General features: G+C 38.1%; 17 protein-coding genes and 2 pseudogenes. 2 read left to right on the forward strand and 17 right to left on the reverse strand.

Translation table 11 applies throughout. The features are described from left to right. Positions 1-17 precede the first annotated feature (17 nt). From WMZ97_RS18095 to WMZ97_RS18140, 11 genes and pseudogenes are all read right to left on the reverse strand, one after another. The gene (locus WMZ97_RS18095) at positions 18-1,001 is read right to left on the reverse strand and encodes a glycine betaine ABC transporter substrate-binding protein (protein WP_343273499.1); all 984 of its coding nucleotides are present in this window, start codon (positions 999-1,001) and stop codon (positions 18-20) included. 658 nt (positions 1,002-1,659) lie between these two features. Continuing rightward, entirely contained in the window at positions 1,660-1,857 is a 198-nt protein-coding gene (locus WMZ97_RS21990) for an anti-repressor SinI family protein (RefSeq protein ID WP_405027715.1), read from the reverse strand. A 456-nt stretch (positions 1,858-2,313) separates the two neighbouring features. Beyond that, the gene (locus WMZ97_RS18105) at positions 2,314-3,831 is read right to left on the reverse strand and encodes an alpha/beta fold hydrolase (RefSeq protein ID WP_343273500.1); all 1,518 of its coding nucleotides are present in this window, start codon (positions 3,829-3,831) and stop codon (positions 2,314-2,316) included. 292 nt (positions 3,832-4,123) lie between these two features. Beyond that, complete coding sequence (locus WMZ97_RS18110) at positions 4,124-4,462, reverse strand: hypothetical protein (RefSeq protein WP_343273501.1); 339 nt, start codon at positions 4,460-4,462, stop codon at positions 4,124-4,126. A gap of 15 nt (positions 4,463-4,477) precedes the next feature. Next, positions 4,478-4,852, reverse strand: a pseudogene (locus tag WMZ97_RS18115) (polymorphic toxin type 50 domain-containing protein); the annotation flags it as partial. A gap of 41 nt (positions 4,853-4,893) precedes the next feature. Further along, entirely contained in the window at positions 4,894-5,484 is a 591-nt protein-coding gene (locus WMZ97_RS18120) for a hypothetical protein (protein WP_343273502.1), read from the reverse strand. A 218-nt stretch (positions 5,485-5,702) separates the two neighbouring features. Next, entirely contained in the window at positions 5,703-5,909 is a 207-nt protein-coding gene (locus WMZ97_RS21995) for an SMI1/KNR4 family protein (RefSeq protein WP_405027716.1), read from the reverse strand. Between the two features lie 241 nt (positions 5,910-6,150). Then, positions 6,151-6,588: an SMI1/KNR4 family protein gene (locus tag WMZ97_RS18125; RefSeq protein WP_343273503.1), complete on the reverse strand. Its 438-nt coding sequence runs from the start codon at positions 6,586-6,588 to the stop codon at positions 6,151-6,153. 5 nt (positions 6,589-6,593) lie between these two features. Continuing rightward, the gene (locus tag WMZ97_RS18130) at positions 6,594-7,709 is read right to left on the reverse strand and encodes a hypothetical protein (protein WP_343273504.1); all 1,116 of its coding nucleotides are present in this window, start codon (positions 7,707-7,709) and stop codon (positions 6,594-6,596) included. 8 nt (positions 7,710-7,717) lie between these two features. Further along, complete coding sequence (locus tag WMZ97_RS18135; protein ID WP_343273505.1) at positions 7,718-8,275, reverse strand: LXG domain-containing protein; 558 nt, start codon at positions 8,273-8,275, stop codon at positions 7,718-7,720. A gap of 56 nt (positions 8,276-8,331) precedes the next feature. Beyond that, the gene (locus tag WMZ97_RS18140; protein ID WP_343273506.1) at positions 8,332-8,616 is read right to left on the reverse strand and encodes a YwqI/YxiC family protein; all 285 of its coding nucleotides are present in this window, start codon (positions 8,614-8,616) and stop codon (positions 8,332-8,334) included. A 302-nt stretch (positions 8,617-8,918) separates the two neighbouring features. On the opposite strand from WMZ97_RS18140, the pseudogene WMZ97_RS18145 reads away from it, so the two are divergent. Beyond that, positions 8,919-9,071, forward strand: a pseudogene (locus WMZ97_RS18145) (transposase); the annotation flags it as partial. A 338-nt stretch (positions 9,072-9,409) separates the two neighbouring features. Here WMZ97_RS18145 and WMZ97_RS18150 read toward each other — a convergent pair. Both WMZ97_RS18150 and WMZ97_RS18155 read right to left on the reverse strand, forming a co-directional pair. After that, positions 9,410-9,658 (reverse strand): hypothetical protein, encoded by a 249-nt coding sequence (locus WMZ97_RS18150; RefSeq protein WP_343273507.1) that lies wholly within the window; start codon positions 9,656-9,658, stop codon positions 9,410-9,412. Positions 9,659-9,928: 270 nt separating this feature from the next. After that, positions 9,929-10,411 (reverse strand): hypothetical protein, encoded by a 483-nt coding sequence (locus WMZ97_RS18155; protein ID WP_343273508.1) that lies wholly within the window; start codon positions 10,409-10,411, stop codon positions 9,929-9,931. A 227-nt stretch (positions 10,412-10,638) separates the two neighbouring features. Between WMZ97_RS18155 and WMZ97_RS18160 the strand changes: the two genes are divergently transcribed. Then, the gene (locus tag WMZ97_RS18160; RefSeq protein ID WP_343273509.1) at positions 10,639-13,113 is read left to right on the forward strand and encodes a YheC/YheD family protein; all 2,475 of its coding nucleotides are present in this window, start codon (positions 10,639-10,641) and stop codon (positions 13,111-13,113) included. A 188-nt stretch (positions 13,114-13,301) separates the two neighbouring features. Here WMZ97_RS18160 and WMZ97_RS18165 read toward each other — a convergent pair whose 3' ends face one another. The 4 genes from WMZ97_RS18165 to WMZ97_RS18180 all read right to left on the reverse strand — a co-directional run bounded on the left by WMZ97_RS18165 (position 13,302) and on the right by WMZ97_RS18180 (position 17,416). Further along, entirely contained in the window at positions 13,302-14,036 is a 735-nt protein-coding gene (locus WMZ97_RS18165) for a hypothetical protein (protein ID WP_343273510.1), read from the reverse strand. A 13-nt stretch (positions 14,037-14,049) separates the two neighbouring features. Further along, a complete protein-coding gene (locus WMZ97_RS18170) occupies positions 14,050-15,018 on the reverse strand; it encodes an MvdC/MvdD family ATP grasp protein (RefSeq protein WP_343273511.1) in 969 nt (322 codons plus the stop codon). Next, the gene (locus tag WMZ97_RS18175; protein ID WP_343273512.1) at positions 14,993-15,325 is read right to left on the reverse strand and encodes a hypothetical protein; all 333 of its coding nucleotides are present in this window, start codon (positions 15,323-15,325) and stop codon (positions 14,993-14,995) included. Before WMZ97_RS18175 ends, WMZ97_RS18170 begins: the two co-directional genes overlap by 26 nt. 468 nt (positions 15,326-15,793) lie before the next feature. Continuing rightward, positions 15,794-17,416 carry a flagellin N-terminal helical domain-containing protein gene (locus WMZ97_RS18180; RefSeq protein WP_343273513.1) on the reverse strand — a complete coding sequence of 541 codons (1,623 nt, stop codon included), beginning with the start codon at positions 17,414-17,416 and terminating at the stop codon, positions 15,794-15,796. Between the last annotated feature and the right edge of the window lie 69 nt (positions 17,417-17,485).

Here is a 17,485-nt window from a genome sequence, read left to right on the forward strand (position 1 = left end):
CCTTGCTCCATTCTTCTTTATTCAGTTGGTATGCCGTCAAGCCATTCATCAACTTGATCCGGATTATCTTCCATGTATTCTCTGACCACATCAGCTGGATCTTTATCATCCACATAAACTGGAGGCATCATTTCTTCAATCATGTCATAATTCTCTTCATATTGCTCCAATACTTTGTACGCTCTTGGGGCATCTTCTTCCAAACCTTTGCGGGCTACCGTGTAAATCTGGTCGCCATCTCCGCCGTAAACTTCTTTGGGATCATCGAGCATTTTCAAATCCATCGCTCCAAATGCCCAATGGGGTTTCCAAAGCGGCACGATAATTGGCTCTTCATTTTCCATGGCTGCCTGCAGTTCAGCAAGCATCGCCGCTTCTGAGCTTGTCGTCAGCTCCCAATTATCCAAGCCATATTCATCAAATGCTTTTTCGGTATTTTCCATAATCCCGGCGCCCGGATCGATTCCAATAACCTTCCAGTCAACGGAATCCCCAAGCTCCTTATTATCTTTCAAATCCTCAATAGAGTTGACATCTTCCATGTAACTTGGCACCGTCAATGCCAATGGCGCCTTATCAAGCACTTGGTTTACTTTCACAAGATCATCTTCATATTTTTCCCAGTATGAAGCATGCGTAGCCGGCAGCCATGCAGATGTATGGAAATCGGCTGAACCATCGGCAACACTGGTAAACATCGGACCGGCCTCCACTTGGCTCAGTTTAACATTATAGCCAACTTCCTCGAGTAGTGCAGCCAGCATATGTGTACTAATTGTTTCTCTTGCCCATGCCACATAAGGTATCGTTAACGTTTCCTGACCTAGTTCGAGCGATTCGCTTGCTTCAGCATCATTCGTATTCGAGTCGCCAGTACCTTCTTCCTTTTCATCGTTTCCCCCGCATGCAGCTAAGAGCATTGACAGCATAAGAAGCAGTGCAAAAACTGTCATACTAAATTTAAAATTGCGTTTAGCAAAGATAAAAAAAACTCCCTTCATTTGTGTAATAGTTGTCCCTTAATTGCCCCTACTTTTCTTTCACTTGTTCAAACAATCATCATCGTCACAGCCTGTTTGATAAGGATTTCACGATTGACAACTATTCTTAATTGTATCAAAAGTCCCGATACTCTCCTACATGCGTATTTAAGCGATAGGAATGGGAAATAACATTATACAAGCGATACAGCCATTTAAATGGAGTTAGTGAAAAATTTATCCCTATTTTAGGAATAAATGCGTGTTTTTGATACTTTACAGGTACATCGATGCACACATTGGTGCCTAGTCGTCTCAATTAAATAGGGATATAGTACAAAACAACGGCGAAAGCACCCGGACGAAGGAACGCCGACTATGTTCGGCACGTCCTGTCCCCTGAACCGATGTTGACTTGATCTGCATGGAGAAGTGTGAAGCTTGCTTGGCTTTAGCGCTGGAGCCGGACGAAGAGCTACAGGATGCAGGTCAGTTCAGCGTTGCGACAGGACGTCGCGATCTTAGCTGAACTTCTCCTCTGCCACCATTTATCCACAGGCATAAAAAATTTATAATTTCTTAGACGACAAGAAAAGACCAAATCTCTATACGATTTGATCTGCCACCGACAGATTATTTTTTGGTCTCTCCATACCACTACTTTTGTACCGGGAATATGTTATACAGAGATATTCTTTTTCCCATGTGCAGAACCGTTATTTGGCCATAATTCATATGACACCTTAGAATACATACCTTTCTTATTGTTCTCAACAAAAAATGCTCGCACATCAGCTAAATTCAGTCCTGCCTTCTTTGCCTCCAACATCAAATCTACCCATTCCTGGTCAAGTTTCTCGTATACCTTATGGCTCATGTTTACCTCCTAAAGTATAATAAATTTCTATAGGTAGACTGGCAGTTTTTTGTTTGTATGCCTTTTCTCTATGTTTGCCCTCTTCCCCTATTACAGAGATATCATAAGAACCATTACACCATCATTACAATTACATGTTAAAAAGAAAAAACTGACATAATTATCACAATAATATAACGATAAATGAACACAATTATGTTAATGCAGATATAAAAAGGAAAGCAGAGGAGGGAAGCAATTTAAAAAAACAGTAAAAATTATCCTCGATCTGTTAAAACGATGATTTACACCCGAAATAAACAGACAAGGATAAGGAACTTTTGCCGTAAATAATCATTTGGTTGTCGGAATTATGTAAATGAATGGAGGTTTTTATGATTTTAGGCAAGTAAGCTCCAGTTCACAGTTCACGTAGCTAGGTAGCGAAATAAATAATTCACTTTGTAATCATCATTCTTAACTTGTCTTTAATCGATCCAATTGTCCCATCAATTCACCTGCACCAACATGATAACGTAAAGCGAGCTCTATATAATAAATCGCTTCCCCGTATTCTTTTTGCCCCTCATGCATGTCGGCAAGGTATCGTGCCATTTCTACCCACTCACCCTCAATCGAATCGCGAAGTTGCAGAAACCATTCCTCATACAATCCTGGAGTTGGGTTGTCCGTTACATCTTTTAATAATCGCTTATATGCTTGGACCTTTTCCACTGACGACTCGATACGATGTGCATCTGTGATAGCTTTCATATGCAACAACAAATCAGACTGCACGTGGGTCTGGAGAAAAACATGTTCCCGCTCCGTCCCAAGTAATGAAGAGTCTGCTTCGTCATTGTCTGCATTCAATAGTTTCTTCAAATGATGAAGAGATACCCGTAACCTGTTTTTAGCACTCTCCAGATCTACCTCAGACCAGAAAATATCGCAAAGCTCTTCTCTGGTTGTGGACTGCTGGAAGATCAAATAAACAAGGAGCTGCTTTGCCTTTCGCTGCCCCCATCCGTCATGAATCCGTTGCCCATTTATATAGACAGCAAACCCGTTCATCACATTCACCTGCAGTGTCGGTGCCGTATATTCCTGCTCATTAAGAATATCATCAATTTCCGCGTACATTTCCTTCGTTAGTTCGTGTTGATAATCAACAGGCAACATGTCATGCGTTTTGTTACTTTTTCCTTTTTGAATAAAGCTGTGAATCCACTCGGTCATAATTTCTGGCTGATCCATCTGAATCATGAACGATGCTTGCGGAACGGTATAATGCCTGGCATGCGAATTGAGATACAAGCTGGCATTACTCAATTCGGGTGGGAACATCGGATCCTCCGCCCCTGACAATAGTAAAATCGGGGTGGTTATTTTACGTAATAAGTCCACACCAATTCCTAATAAATCGGTATCAAAAATTTCAAAGTAAACTTCCGGGGACACCTGCTCAAAGGAATCCAACAAAACCTTCACTTTTTCCTCCGTTGGGGGGTAAAACGCGTTATTCATGACTCTCCGTCCTAATTCCAGCATATTTTGCCTATCAGCTGTCACTTCCTTTCGCTGATCGACTACTTTATTTCCTAGATGTTTAGGATAGTGCAAAGAAACACTCATCATAATCAGTGACTTTAGCTCCTGATCTCCACCGGCGGCAAGCTGCACACCAAAAAAACCTCCCAGACCATGTGCGATAATATGATAGGAATGGATATTCAGTTTAGCAATAAGAAATAAAAGATCTTCATGAAATAAATCCACCGTTCTTTTCATCTCTCCAGCACTTGTTTTTCCATGCCCACGAATATCATACCGCATGATGTGGTAGTTTTTCCGAAGATAGGGAATCGCAAAGTTCCAGGAGTTCATGTCCATTCCCAATGCGTGAATCAAAATAAGCGTATCCTCTGCATTCGGGTTTTCCGATGTTGTCCATTCATAATGAATATTCAACCCATTTCGTGTCAGCCAAGCCATGTCAACACCCCTCCATTTACTTATTTGAAAACCGGCGGCAAGATAACTGTTAATATCAATACAAAAAATAATGAGGGTTCCAAGCCGTCGATATATGACTTCCTATCATTTTGCGCATCATGTTGTGTTTAACGGATGAATATATGACTTTTATACTATCTCTATGACATAATGATCCAATATCCGTCTGGTAGCTAGGAATTTAGACAGGACTATTATACACTAATTATAAAACTTTTTGAATAATTTTAAAAGTAAATTGACCACACGTTTTTTGTGAAAATAACATCTTTTATTTTTGACTTTCCCGCTTCCATACACTCTGTCCGTCAGTTAGAGCAACCTTAGTTGGTGGATCATCATAAAGAGATATTTCCACCAATGAACTTTTATTTTGTCTCAACCAATTATATACACTACCTTCGTTAGCGGTAGGATGGGACAAAATATGATTTACCCGAAATGCAACTGCATAATACTCGGTATAATTAATACTATCTTCTACTAATCCATTATCTGTTTCAAAGAGGGTGTCTGGTTTACCGATAATTTTTAATCCACTTTCCCACTCTATTATCAACTCACAACCCCCATACTCATCTAAAATCCTTATCAAGGAATTATATTCCACTTTCATCATCCTTTTTTATGGTTCTAATGGTTTTGAAGGAACTATGTGAGCACCTTCTTTACCATAATGTATCATTCCTCTAGTGGTCTCTATATACTTACCAGTTTTCATATCATAGAATTTGCCAATTGGTTCACCAAAGTCTACTCTTTCTCTACCATTTTTTAAGAGTTCGCCTTCCCCTGCAAACTTATCAAGCAATTCTTATGCTGTTTTATTATCCCCATAGAAGATACTCTTATTTTTCCCACTTGCTATTTCTTGTTTGTAATTTGGAGTATGAGGAATGTGCTTTTCTTGAGCACCTGGCTTTACTTTAACTGGAAAACCACTAATTTCTTTATAAGGCCCTTTGGGTACTGACTTCTTTCCAAAAGAAGGTACATTATTGCCCTTACCTAACCCCCCATACAACCCTTCCGCCTTCAATATCACCTGATCCCGCAAATTCCACCCGTCAACCACATTATACGGAACATAACCCCCATTCGTCGCCAACTGATTTTGCGGTGCATAAGGGAAAAATCGGGATAAGTCTGTATTTTGGCGGTTTTACTAGCTGTTTCTCCGACTGCTTTTACTCCTGCTTTAGTGGTTGCTACACCAGTCTTGGTTACCGTTCCAGCTCCTTTTGTACCAAACACTGTTGTGGCAATCGTGCCCTTTGCATACGCTACCCAGTGGGCACGGCTTTCGGCATCACCATTGATCATATCGCGCACGAGGGAATCTTTTATCGCACCTCCGATGTATTTGGAAGTGTCGATGGGGTGAATTGCCATGCGCACCATCGATTCTCCCGTATCAATCGGATGCCTGACTGTATTCCACAGCCCTCCCACTGTATCTACGCCAACATCAACATAACCAGTAACCGTGCCTTTTGCTTGGTGGCAGACACCCTTCGCGGCATTAACCGTACCTTCCTTTGTCTTATCCCACCAGCTATCATCTGCTTCTTCCAGTGACTTAGGCTCCCCATATACTTCTTTTAAAATTGTGGAGAGTGTCGGCAGTTTCAATGCGGTCAGTGCATCAAAAGTTGTGATGGAGGGGCTTTGTTTAAAAGTGCGAGACTTCTCATTTATATATTGCTTCAATATCTTTTGAGCTTCATCAACCCATACTATAGCTCACTTTCATGCCTAGTAACTTTCCCGATTAGGCAATACAGCAAGGAAAATATAGGCCGGAACATTTTCTAGTATGTTCTAGCCTCATCAATTACCCATTTATCATCTTAGTCCTCATCGTCTTCATATAACTTATCAAGGAATTCATTAATATCGTTCGCTAGAAAGTACATATTGATCATATTATTAGGGTTGTCCGGTTCTTGTTCATGATCCCAATAATATATTTTTTCATAATAGGGTTCCTTTGTATCCAAGCAAATAGCGTTACCATCTGGGTCATATGGGTAAATGCAGGCTTTTGTGCCGCCCATAAAAGTCAGAAAATTGTTGTTAACAAAGGATTAACTTTTAATATATACCAAGGTAATCAAACAACAGACTAACACCCTGTTGAAACACCACTGACCATAACCAAGCCTGTCATTCGACAATATAGGACATGAAAGAGGGAGTGACAAAGACACACGGTACTTTAAACCAAAATTAAAGTATTGAAATATCACTGTCAATAGGCGCTGAGGGACTGCTGCTATTTGATCTATATATAGGGTATTAATCAACCATATCCATAAAGTATTCAGTATCCTGATCAATTTTTCGTATGAACTCCTCCAGTGAATCAGCTATTTGAGTCTCAAAAAAATATACAGGAGTTTGTTGAAGCATATTCAAATCAAGTGTTAAATATACACCCTCGTTTACTTCATAAAAAACCAATTTATCTTCTTCCGCGTATATCCCCTCTAAATCTGGGTCAAACTCGTAAATACCTTCTCTTAATGTAATATCTGCTATTGTATCTGGATCCATTATTCTATTTATTGCATCCACATTATTTCCTTTTATAAAACCATAGCCAACTTCCAAGTAAAAATCTCTAAGTTCATTAGGAAATGAATATCCAAGTCTCTCCTCCGCATTAATAAGTTCATTTTCTTGTAGTTTATAAAACGTATGAGGGCTCTTTTTTATAAAATCAAATGTAGCCATTAAAACTACCTCCTTGGAAATAATTTATTTGATGGTGACTCTTTACCATGAATCCCCAATTGGTGTTCATCAGGGAATCTAGCAGGATGTATATTCCACCATTCATGAGGACCACCAAAATTATTCTCTATAATATGATGCGCATCATAAGGTTGCCCAATATCCCTTACTACTCTACCTCTTTTATCATAAACTTCCTCAGTATATCTTGGCCATTTTTGCCCTGTTTGTACTTCCCATTCACTAATCAGTTTATTTTTCATACTGTTAAATTTACTTCTATGTTTTAACGTTTCTAAAGGCGTCATTTTTTTATACTTATTTTCCCTTAAAGCAGCTTTTAATAGCTTTATTTGTCTTTTATCGAGATTTAATCCTGTTTTATACTCTACAACTCTAATATAATCCTTAGCTAAATCGTAATCAATTTTACCACTACTTAAACTTTTCCCTAACCCTTCCGCCCTTTCCGCCTTCAATACCACCTGATCCCGCAAATTCCACCCGTCAAACACATTATACGGCACATGAACCCCATTCGTTGCCAACTGATGTTGCGGTGCATAAGGTAAAAACCGAGATAAGTCTGTACTTTTAGCAGCCGTTTCTGCAACCGTTTTTGCCCCTGCTTTCGTGGTTGCTACCCCAGTCTTGGTTACCGCTCCAGTGCCTTTTGTACCAAATACCGTTGTGAGAATCGTTCCTTTTGCGTATGCTGTCCAGTGCGCACGGCTTTCGGCATCCCCATTAATCATATCGCGCACGAAGGAATCTTTTATCGCACCTCCAATATATTTGGAAGTGTCGATGGGGTGAATTGCCATGCGCACCATCGATTCTCCCGTATCAATCGGATGCCTGACTGTATTCCACAGCCCTCCCACTGTATCTACTCCCACATCGACATACCCAGTTACAGTGCCTTTTGCCTGATGGTAGACACCTTTCGCGGCATTGGCCGTGCCTTCCTTTGTCTTATCCCACCAGCTATCATCTGCTTCTTCCAGTGGCTTAGGCTCTCCGTATACTTCTTTTAAAATAGTGGAGAGCGTCGGCAGCTTCAATGCGGTTAGGGCATCAAAGGTTGTGATGGAGGGGCCTTGTTTAAAGGTGCGAGACATCTCATTTATTATTGCTTCAATACCTGTTGATCCTCACCCACCTGGCTTAATGTCTTTATTTGGTCGTTATCCAGTTCATGAAGCTGGTCAATTTGGTTTTTCCCTTTATTTTTTCCTTGTTGTACGGCTGACCCGAGCTCTTCCATGTCAATAGCCGGAATCGAGACCAGATCCGAAATGCTGCTGAGGATCGCATTTGCTTCATCAACCAGCTCCCCCGCTATTTTTTCCACCTTATCGAAGCCATTTTGCACATCAACATCCAAAAATTCCTCTTCTACAAATCCTTGATCATTTCCTTCATAGTCAGATACAGCGGATTGTACCTGATCTAAGATTTCCGCATAACTGCTTAGTGATTCACACAAATAAATAAGAAAAGGTTCATGGATGGATTCGTAAAAGGATCGAATGGAATCCCCTGTCTTTCCTTTTAAACTGTATTGCAGATCAATAATGCCCTGCACACCCGTTTGCACATCAGTCAGCTTGTCAGTGACATTCGTTATCTCTTTTTTCGTTGCTTCGATAACGTCGTGCAAACTGGCAACATCTAACGTTTTCATTCCATCCCTCCCGAATGTGAACGATTTGCTTCAATGAACATTCCATTTCTTAACAGTTACTCCAAAAAGGACAGATAGTTTGCGAGCGTTTCATCCATTTCAATGAATGAGGCAACTGAATCCTCTGTTATCTGAATATGCTGCAGTAATAAAGTTTGATATGACTTCAAGATATCCGCATACGTTTCATTCAATTCCATCAGCTGCTTCAACAGATCAAGCTGATTTTTGCCTTCCATCTCCTCAGGAAAGGAGGACTCAACAGCTTGGGTAGATTGTTTCAAAGTTGAAACCGCTTGCTTAATCGGATCCTTTTCCACTTTAATTACCGTATCCACCATATCACCCCATTTCTTTGCACACGAAAAAAGTCCATTGTCATTAGGTAAATGATAATTCTAAATTCTTATAATGACAATGAACCTATTGATCTAGGGATAAAGTATGAGTGGGTGTCCGAAATCGTGATCATTCTTTTTGTCGGGAATTCCATTTGAAAGCAGATACCGGTTAATGTGCAGTTGTAAGGTTACTTAAGTTATTAATCTACCTAATCGAACACTCTTGAATCGGTTACACTTAGTTGGACAGATTAGTTAAGGTCATATAGACTTGATTCAACGTAGTCGGAGGAGAATCGAAAATGACCAAAAGGCAAAGAAGAACTTTTTCACACGAATTGAAAGAACAAATCGTACAGCTACATGAATCTGGAAAGCCACGAGCTGAAATCATCAAGGAATATGATTTAACGCCTTCTTCCTTTGATAAATGGGTACACCAACACAAGGGAACGTAACTGACATCACCACGAATAATGCGGAAGTTTTAATGGAAGCAATTGCAAAATCCGCTATTCTTAATGCTAAAAATACGCATCCCGATCCATCAAATTCTAACATTTATCAGACAACAGAAGTACAGACAGTAGTTTTGCTGAAATCGAAAACTACATAAGTAACAAATTTGGTGAAGAAAATTATCATAATTTGGACGGACAGTTGTTGAAACGGGGGTAGCCGCAATACAGACTTTACTAAAAAAAGGGAGTTTTGCAAAATCTCACCTTTCCATGTAACATTAAATTAAACCATATGTTAAAGAACCCCTATAATTTAACAAAAGGAACCCAACTTATAACTTGAGCTCCTTTTTTCTAACTTCAGAAGCAAAAGATGGCTTAACATCAGTCCCCAGATTTAGAATTCTATTAATTTCTCGCCAAGACCAATTAAAACTTAAATTTGATGGTTCACAATCGACTATGAGCGATTGGCTTTCACTATTCCAACTAGCCTTTACTTTCCAGGCTAAAGATAAATTCGTTTTCTTGTAAAACTCTATTGCTTCATCTGCTATAAGAATCCTACCACGATATATCATCTTTTCTCTCCTTTATTTTCAAAACGATGGAATCATTACTTCATTCTTGTTCCTGTCCGATAGTATTTGTCATCATATTAGTCAATTATATTAATAAATACTGACTACTTCTTAAATAAATGACTACCGTTCAAGCAATTGACCCGGTTTTCTTTCAATTAGTTATCAGACTAAACACCCTTAGCTATGGGATTCGACCCGTAGTCACCCGCAATGCTGGATATCCCCCTTTTTCGCTCTAAAAAAAGGAACACCTCTCACCCTGTTGACTTAACGGGTTGGAGTAACCTCTACTCTGAATAGAAAAGCATAAGTTGAATCCTCACATTTGAATTGTTTGCGTAACTCAGTGTGGACAATCACTGGGATTGGGTTTCTCTTTGAACCAAAGATATCAATTGTCATATCATTAATATCATCTTCCACCTTATCAATTACTGAGTTGATGTTATCCTTGCTTTCAATATGTTTTAAAATCAAAACATCTTTTATGGTATTAGAGTTTGTCCCATATTTGTTATCTTTTAATAGATGTAAAGCAAAAATTACAGCCTGTTCATCTAACGTTTCATCTGGAAATGAGGGACTCAACATTCCTGCCACCGTTCCATTGTAGACCATTTGCACTTTGGAAACATTTACTTGCTTATTCCATTGCTCAGTTCCCCATGCAATTCGATATTCGGCGTTTTTAGGGTGTCCACCTGAAGCAGGCACAAAAATAGCTTTCTTTGGTTTAAATACTCTTGCCATAATTATTAATCACCTCTTCTTAATTTCATCACCAATGGTAACATACCATTGGTTAATAATCAATAGTATGTATCCTTCCAGCTGTAATTTTATTTCCGGTTGTCGAAATTAATGGAGTGCTGGCCCATTATCCTAACTGTCGCCATTTTCCTCTAACCACTTCAATCTGCCCGCCTGATAACCGATAATAACTATATAGACAACATCATATTTAGGAGAATTTACATATGACCACATTATCTGACAAAGAACTTATACAAGTAACGAATATTTTTCATACATTGCTTGAAGCTACAGAACATTTTCATAAACTTATTAAAGACAAGGAAATAAAACAAAGTGTATTTATCTTCAGCTCCATCGTTGACGGCTTTGGGTCGGTTAGTAATCTGATCCCAACGTTAAATAATACAACGTTTCCCGAACAGAAAAACAGGATGGAGACATATTTACTTGAAATCGCCCAACTACTTGAAAAGGGAAATCTTATCAAGATCAGTGAAATACTTCAGTTTTCTTTTCAACCACTTATACAGAAAATGTGTAACGTGATAGACAGGGATTTTGGCGATCAAAACAAAAACAAAAGATACTCTATTGGTGTATTTGCATCCTTTGCCAATCCACGTGATTTTTACCCAGAACCGCGTGTAAATGCACTAGTCCAGGAAAGCGAAAAGCAGAATGTGCAACTACTGTTCTTAACATCCAATGACGTGGATTTTGATAAAAATGAAGTCGCCGCTGATGTATGCGTGAATGGGAAATGGCAACGAATTACCGCACCTTTTCCTGATGTCATTAATAATGTAGGCGCAGGAAAACGTTCGCATATTGAGAGAAAACTACGAAGAATCATCCCGTTTACTAACTTTCATGTAGGAAATAAATTTTACCTACCAAAACGAATGGTACAATACCGTAAGTACGCCAAGCTTCTCGTTCCTTTCCGGCTTTGTCGTAATACAACAGAAATACATGACTTTCTAGAAAATAATAACAAGGTTGTCTTTAAAGCACTGTCAAGTAACCGGGGCGAGAATATCTTTTTTGTCACGAAAAAGGGAAACCGGTATGTGATACTGGAACATAAAAAAGAACATGTTTTTAATCAAGAGGCTTTCCATAAATGGTTACAGACAGTTATATTAAGAAATAGTGGGAGCTACATTGTCCAGCGATACATTCATACGAGAACAAAGGACAATGAACCCTATCATATCAGAGCCCATGTGCAAAAAAACGGTGAAGGTAAATGGGTATTAACGCACATTTACCCTAGTGTAGGAAATAAAAATAGTAACTTAAGTAATGTTTCAACTGGTGGTAAAGTTGAAGACTTCCACACCTTTTTGGAACAGGAATATGGCAAGACCGGTGCAACATACGAGCAAGACATCCTTCGTTTATCGATAGAAGTCGCTCAACATCTTGATAAGCTACATGATCTTGCTCTAGATGAACTTGGCCTCGACTTTGCAATTGATGAGAACGGAAGATACTGGATGCACGAAGCGAACAATGGACCACAAACGGCATATCACGAAGAAAAAAGAGCGGTAAACACCATTGCATATGCTAAATACATCGCAAAGAATGGCATCGTCCATACTGAGAACGTTAGAAAAGCTAGTACTAACATGTTCCAAGCAAAAAATTCAACAGTGCCTTTTCGCGAGACAACGAACCGACCAACGATTGGGATACTGACTGGACAAATAGTAAGTGACAAACTTGCAATTGAGTTGGCACAAGCGGCTGAAAAGGAAAATATACAACTTTATTCCTTCACACCTCAGGATATTGATTACGACGAAATGTTAATCAAGGGTTATTTTTACGAAGAGGGAGAATGGATACCAAAAATAGTAGCGTATCCGGATGTCATATTTGACAGAATCAAGCTTCGAGGTGACGCAAATGCGAAATGGATATATGAAGAGTTAGAAGAAATTCCATTTACAAATGAATGGGCAACCCATTCACACACTCGTTCTGAAATATACGAGAGGCTTCAAGCCGTAGAGGACATGCAAGATCTTCTATCCCCTTTTCAAAAGGTTGCTCGAACAAGAGACATATTTCGATTCATCGAGCAGTATGAAAAAGTTCTATTAAAACCGGAAATAGGTTCTTTGATAAACGAAACACAGTATATTGAAAAACGCCCGGATGGAAAGTATGTTGTAACAAAAGGTAAAACTGTACGAGAATACAACGAATTTCCTTTATTGAACACACTAAAGGACCTGATAAAAAAGAAACGTTTTATTGTACAAGAAGATGACAGATCGTTCGATTCAACCGGCGCACCCTTTGTCATTCATATGCATCATATGCTAAATAAAGATCATGAATGGGATTATGTTAGCTGTTATTCAGAAACGCACGATGGGGCAAAGGAGAAAAATCGGGAAGAACTTACAACATTCCTACAGATTAATTATGAGGAAGCTGCTGCGGAACTTGAAACGGAAATAAAAAATTTGTCAAAAAGAGCTGCTTCGGCTTTGAAAAAGATATATGGTAAAGTATCAGAGGTAGCGCTTGTGATAGGGATTGATTATAACAAGGAATTGCACTTGATGGAGATAAACCCTAATGGCCCTGAAACTTTTTACGATGTGAAGGCAATCGCCAAAAGTGTCGTTGCATTTGCTGACTCCCTTTTGACACGTGATAACACACTGTTTAATAATTGATAAGGAGCTTTTAAGCTGTCAAAATATTTTTTGGCAGCTTAAGCCGATATTTGTTATTATGGCGAAAGCAGTGGGGGTCTGACCCTTTAAAAAAACATTGGGTAACACTTTCGGTTTTAAATTTAACAAATAGAAAACTAAGGGAGTCGATGAACCTGTCCCACCGTCCCATTTACTGATCATTAATTTTATCTTTTAAAAAGTTTATAGAACATTATAATAATCAGGAGATACAATAATATAATTGCACCTAATATTGCAGTAAATATATATTGTCCTATAGTAATATCGCTCAGTGTACTAAAAATATTATTTGGTACTGTTTTATATAAAAGGAGATACCTTCCGAAAACCAAAATAGAGAATAACGCAACGAGGACTACTACCCTTTTAAAATATTCTTGAGCCATCGTCATAAAATCTACTTTTAAGTTAATCGTCTCAGAATTATTTTTTGTGCAGTTATAAAGTTTTACTATTAACCTTTTCTTTTTATTCACATTGTTTTCCAACATAAACTGTGGAAAAGAGAGTCTATCATAATTTTGGCGTTGTAATGCTTTTATAGAAAACCATATAGCTCTGCACAAATAAATTATAGATAAAGTCATAAGGAAGACTAATATTATCATAAAAGGAGATTGAATAACAGAATTATTTAAAACCAGATCTTTCGACAAATATATTAAAATGGTTGCAGTAACTCCAAATGTACCAATAAAAATTGTGGATTTTGATTCTACATCCTTCTTCCTTTCTTCTTCACTTTCATAGTATTTGTTAGCGTACTCCAACATTAAGTCCAAATCCTCTTCTTCCCAGTCATAGTCTTCCTCTCCTATTTGTAAAATATCATGCTCTTCAATAGGTTCTAACAATGGCCATATAATTTCACGTATATTTTTAACTAACTCTTTAATCACTTATAACACAAACCTAACCACCATTTTCTAGTAGATTTACTATTTCCATACTTAATGGGAAATGTAACCTTTTTTCAATCCATGCCCATTGTCCGTTGGGATTTACCTCCAGAAAAATATACTCATCCTCATCGGTATAAATTAAATCTATGGCTGAATAGTTTAGTTCCAACTTATGAGTAAGTTCAATACATTTTCTTTTAATGTCAATTGGCAATTTGTGTTCATAATGTTCGAGTGGCTTTAGTCCCCTCCTCCAATCAATCGATGAATCTTCGTTTATCTGTGAATGTATTTCAGCAGCAAATGCTTTTTGACCAATTACCGTCACCCTTATATCAAATTTCTTTGGAATGTTCCTTTGTGAGTACAAAGGAAAGGATTCAACCCTAACGGGATTATTAAAAATACTTTCTTCAACCTTTGTTGTAAATATAGCTTGTGAACCCCTATCGTTTGGCATATATCCACTCTTTATAGGTTTAATAATACAATTATTATCGCTTTTCTCATAAAATTTAACTAAAGTATTATATTGATTAGAAATTAGTGAATTTGGGATACAGAAACCAATTTCTTTGGCCAATTGAAGCTGATAAATTTTATTCTCTGCCTCTCTAACTCTATAAACATTATTCAGCCAATATTTATCTTCAAGCAATTTATATATACCTTCGAGAATAAAATTTAGCTCACCCTTTAAATAATTAATCTCATAAGTACTTAGCTTTTCAATAAAATCAAAGTTATTTAATTGGGGTCTCCTATAATATACAGAATTAAAATTTAATAGCGAGTATCTTTGTTTCTTTGCCTTATCAAATATTTCAAACTTATTATTATCAAAGTCAAAGGATATACTAACTTTATTGGGTATGTCCTCGGTATTCAATCTATAATAGATCAAATTCCTTCTTTGAAGTTCTTTAACTACAAAATCAACCGTCACATCATCTTTATTCGTTATAATTAAAACTATCATCGTCTCGTTCTCTTTCTACGAATGTTTTTGATTCTAATTCCAAAAATAAGTTGTTCTCATCGTCCCTTTCCCTATGCACCTCAGTTTTGGAGAATAATTCGTTATAATTAAAATCTTCATCATCTCGTTCTCTTTCTACTTTCGTTTTGGTAACCATCTCGTTGGAGATTCCACCATAGTCAATAAAGGGGGTTATAACTGAACCCGTCTTTACGACATTCATATCTAAACTATAGTCATAATTAAATATTTTCGTATCTTCACCAATTCTACAGACAGCACTATCTAAAATAATCGGTTTATTCACTTTTCTCCCTCCCTACTAATAACCATATATACGTTTATAAGAAGAGACCCTAGTATAACTAGAGCCTCATCCAAATAATACATAATTATTGTAGAAGTTGCAATACTCCTTGTGGTTGTTGGTTGGCTTGCTTTGCCACTGTGTTTTTCAATCACAGAATAGACTATATCTTCACCCTAATATCCTTAGGGGCTGGGCACTTCGAATGATATGTTTCATCACTCTACGAATCTCATTGCCGTAGCCGACATGCAGCTTTAGGCAGTACATTCTAGTCGTTGAACCTTCGCCAGGTTTTCACCACAGGCGCTTGGCTGCTGATTATCCATTGCTCTTATTGCTTTGTTTTTCCAACCTTCACGTTTGCCGTTTCCAGCTGCGTTGTGGTACGAAGCACTTTAGGAAGTTCCAGCAATTCACCCAGTTATCCTCTAATCCGTTACCAGACTAGACGCCCTTCCCATCAAATTACTGTAGAAGTTGTAACACTCCTTGAGGCATTTGTTGGGATTGAGCTAACATTGATTGTGCCGCTTGAGAAAGGATGTTGTTCTTAGTGAAGTTCATCATTTCTTTCGCCATGTCTACGTCTCTGATACGAGATTCCGCAGCAGTTAGGTTTTCTGATGATGTTCCTAAGTTATTAATTGTATGATCTAAACGATTTTGGTAAGCACCAAGATCAGAGCGTTGTGCAGATACTTTCTCGATTGCATCGTTAATTGCAGTAATTGCCTTTGCAGCACTTTCATGTGATGATACATCAAGACCTGCTTCAACAGATTTATTGTTTGTACCATCTGTAACATTATTGGATTCTGCAAAATTACCAGTACCAGCCTTACCAGTCAATCCAAGTGCTGATGCTCTCATATCACTGATTTCAATTGACATGCTTTGCCCTTCATTAGCACCAACTTGGAAGTTAGCAGTGAAGCCATCATTCGACGCCCCCACTCTACCCATTTCAACTTTCGCTTCTTCTGGTGATTCGTAACCACTTTTCTGTTCTATGGTTACTTCATTACCATTTGAAATTGTGACTGTATATTTATCGTTTAGATTTGTGTCTCCTTCAATTGCCCCCTTCAATGCAGTGGCCACTGCATCTTCATCCGCACCATCGGCAAGTGATAAAGTAAGTTCTTTATCATCAACAAAAAAGGTTTGTCCTTCTTTAGGAACTGTTGTCTCAAATGTGTATTGGCCTTGTATTCCACCTGATGCAGCACTACCAGTGTTTGAAACATCTGAACCAAAACCAAATGTACTGTTAACATTTGAATTATCTTCACCACTAACGGTAACTGCAACTTTCGATTCAATACCTTTTGTATTTGAAGTAATAACAATTTTATCATTTTCATCTAGTTCAACTGTTGCTACATCTGATAACTTATTTCCACTTCCATCCTCTGCAGCTTTAAGAGCATCTACAAGGTCATCTTTTGAATAACTACTACCTAATGCTTTTAACGCATCATTATTTACTTTATAACTGACATCATCATCAATTTTTACCGAGATTTCATTATCGTTTTCCAAACCGGTCATTTCTGATGAAAAATCAATTGAAGTATTAGTAACGTTTTCAGCAGTCAAGTATCCGGAAGTCGCCGGACTTGTAGGTGCTTTTCCATCAACCGTGCTAGTAACCTCAACAGCTGTCTTTCCTCCACCATCTAACAGCTTCTGCGTATTAAACTCGGTAGTATTACCAATCCGATTAATTTCAGAAGTTAATGCGTTAATTTCCTTTTGGATTTCACCGCGGTCTGTTTTAGTGTTTGTATCATTGGATGCTTGTGTAGCCAACTCCCGCATACGCTGCAAAATATCATGCGTCTCATTCAATGCACCTTCAGCAGTTTGAATTAACGAATTTGCATCCTGCGCATTCTTAGAAGCCATATCCAACCCACGAATCTGCCCACGCATTTTCTCAGAAATTGCAAGCCCCGCAGCGTCATCGCCAGCCTTGTTAATTTTTAACCCCGAAGAAAGCTTCTCCAATGAACTTTGTGTTGCATTGTTGTTCGCACCTAACTGACGATGTGTGTTAAGTGCCGAAATGTTGTGATTAATAATCATAACTAAATCTACCTCCATGTTTTGTTTTTTACTAGCAAGACCTATCCATTTGAAATGCTAGTTATATAA

Source organism: Lentibacillus songyuanensis (assembly GCF_039548255.1).
GTDB lineage: Bacteria > Bacillota > Bacilli > Bacillales > Amphibacillaceae > Lentibacillus_C > Lentibacillus_C songyuanensis.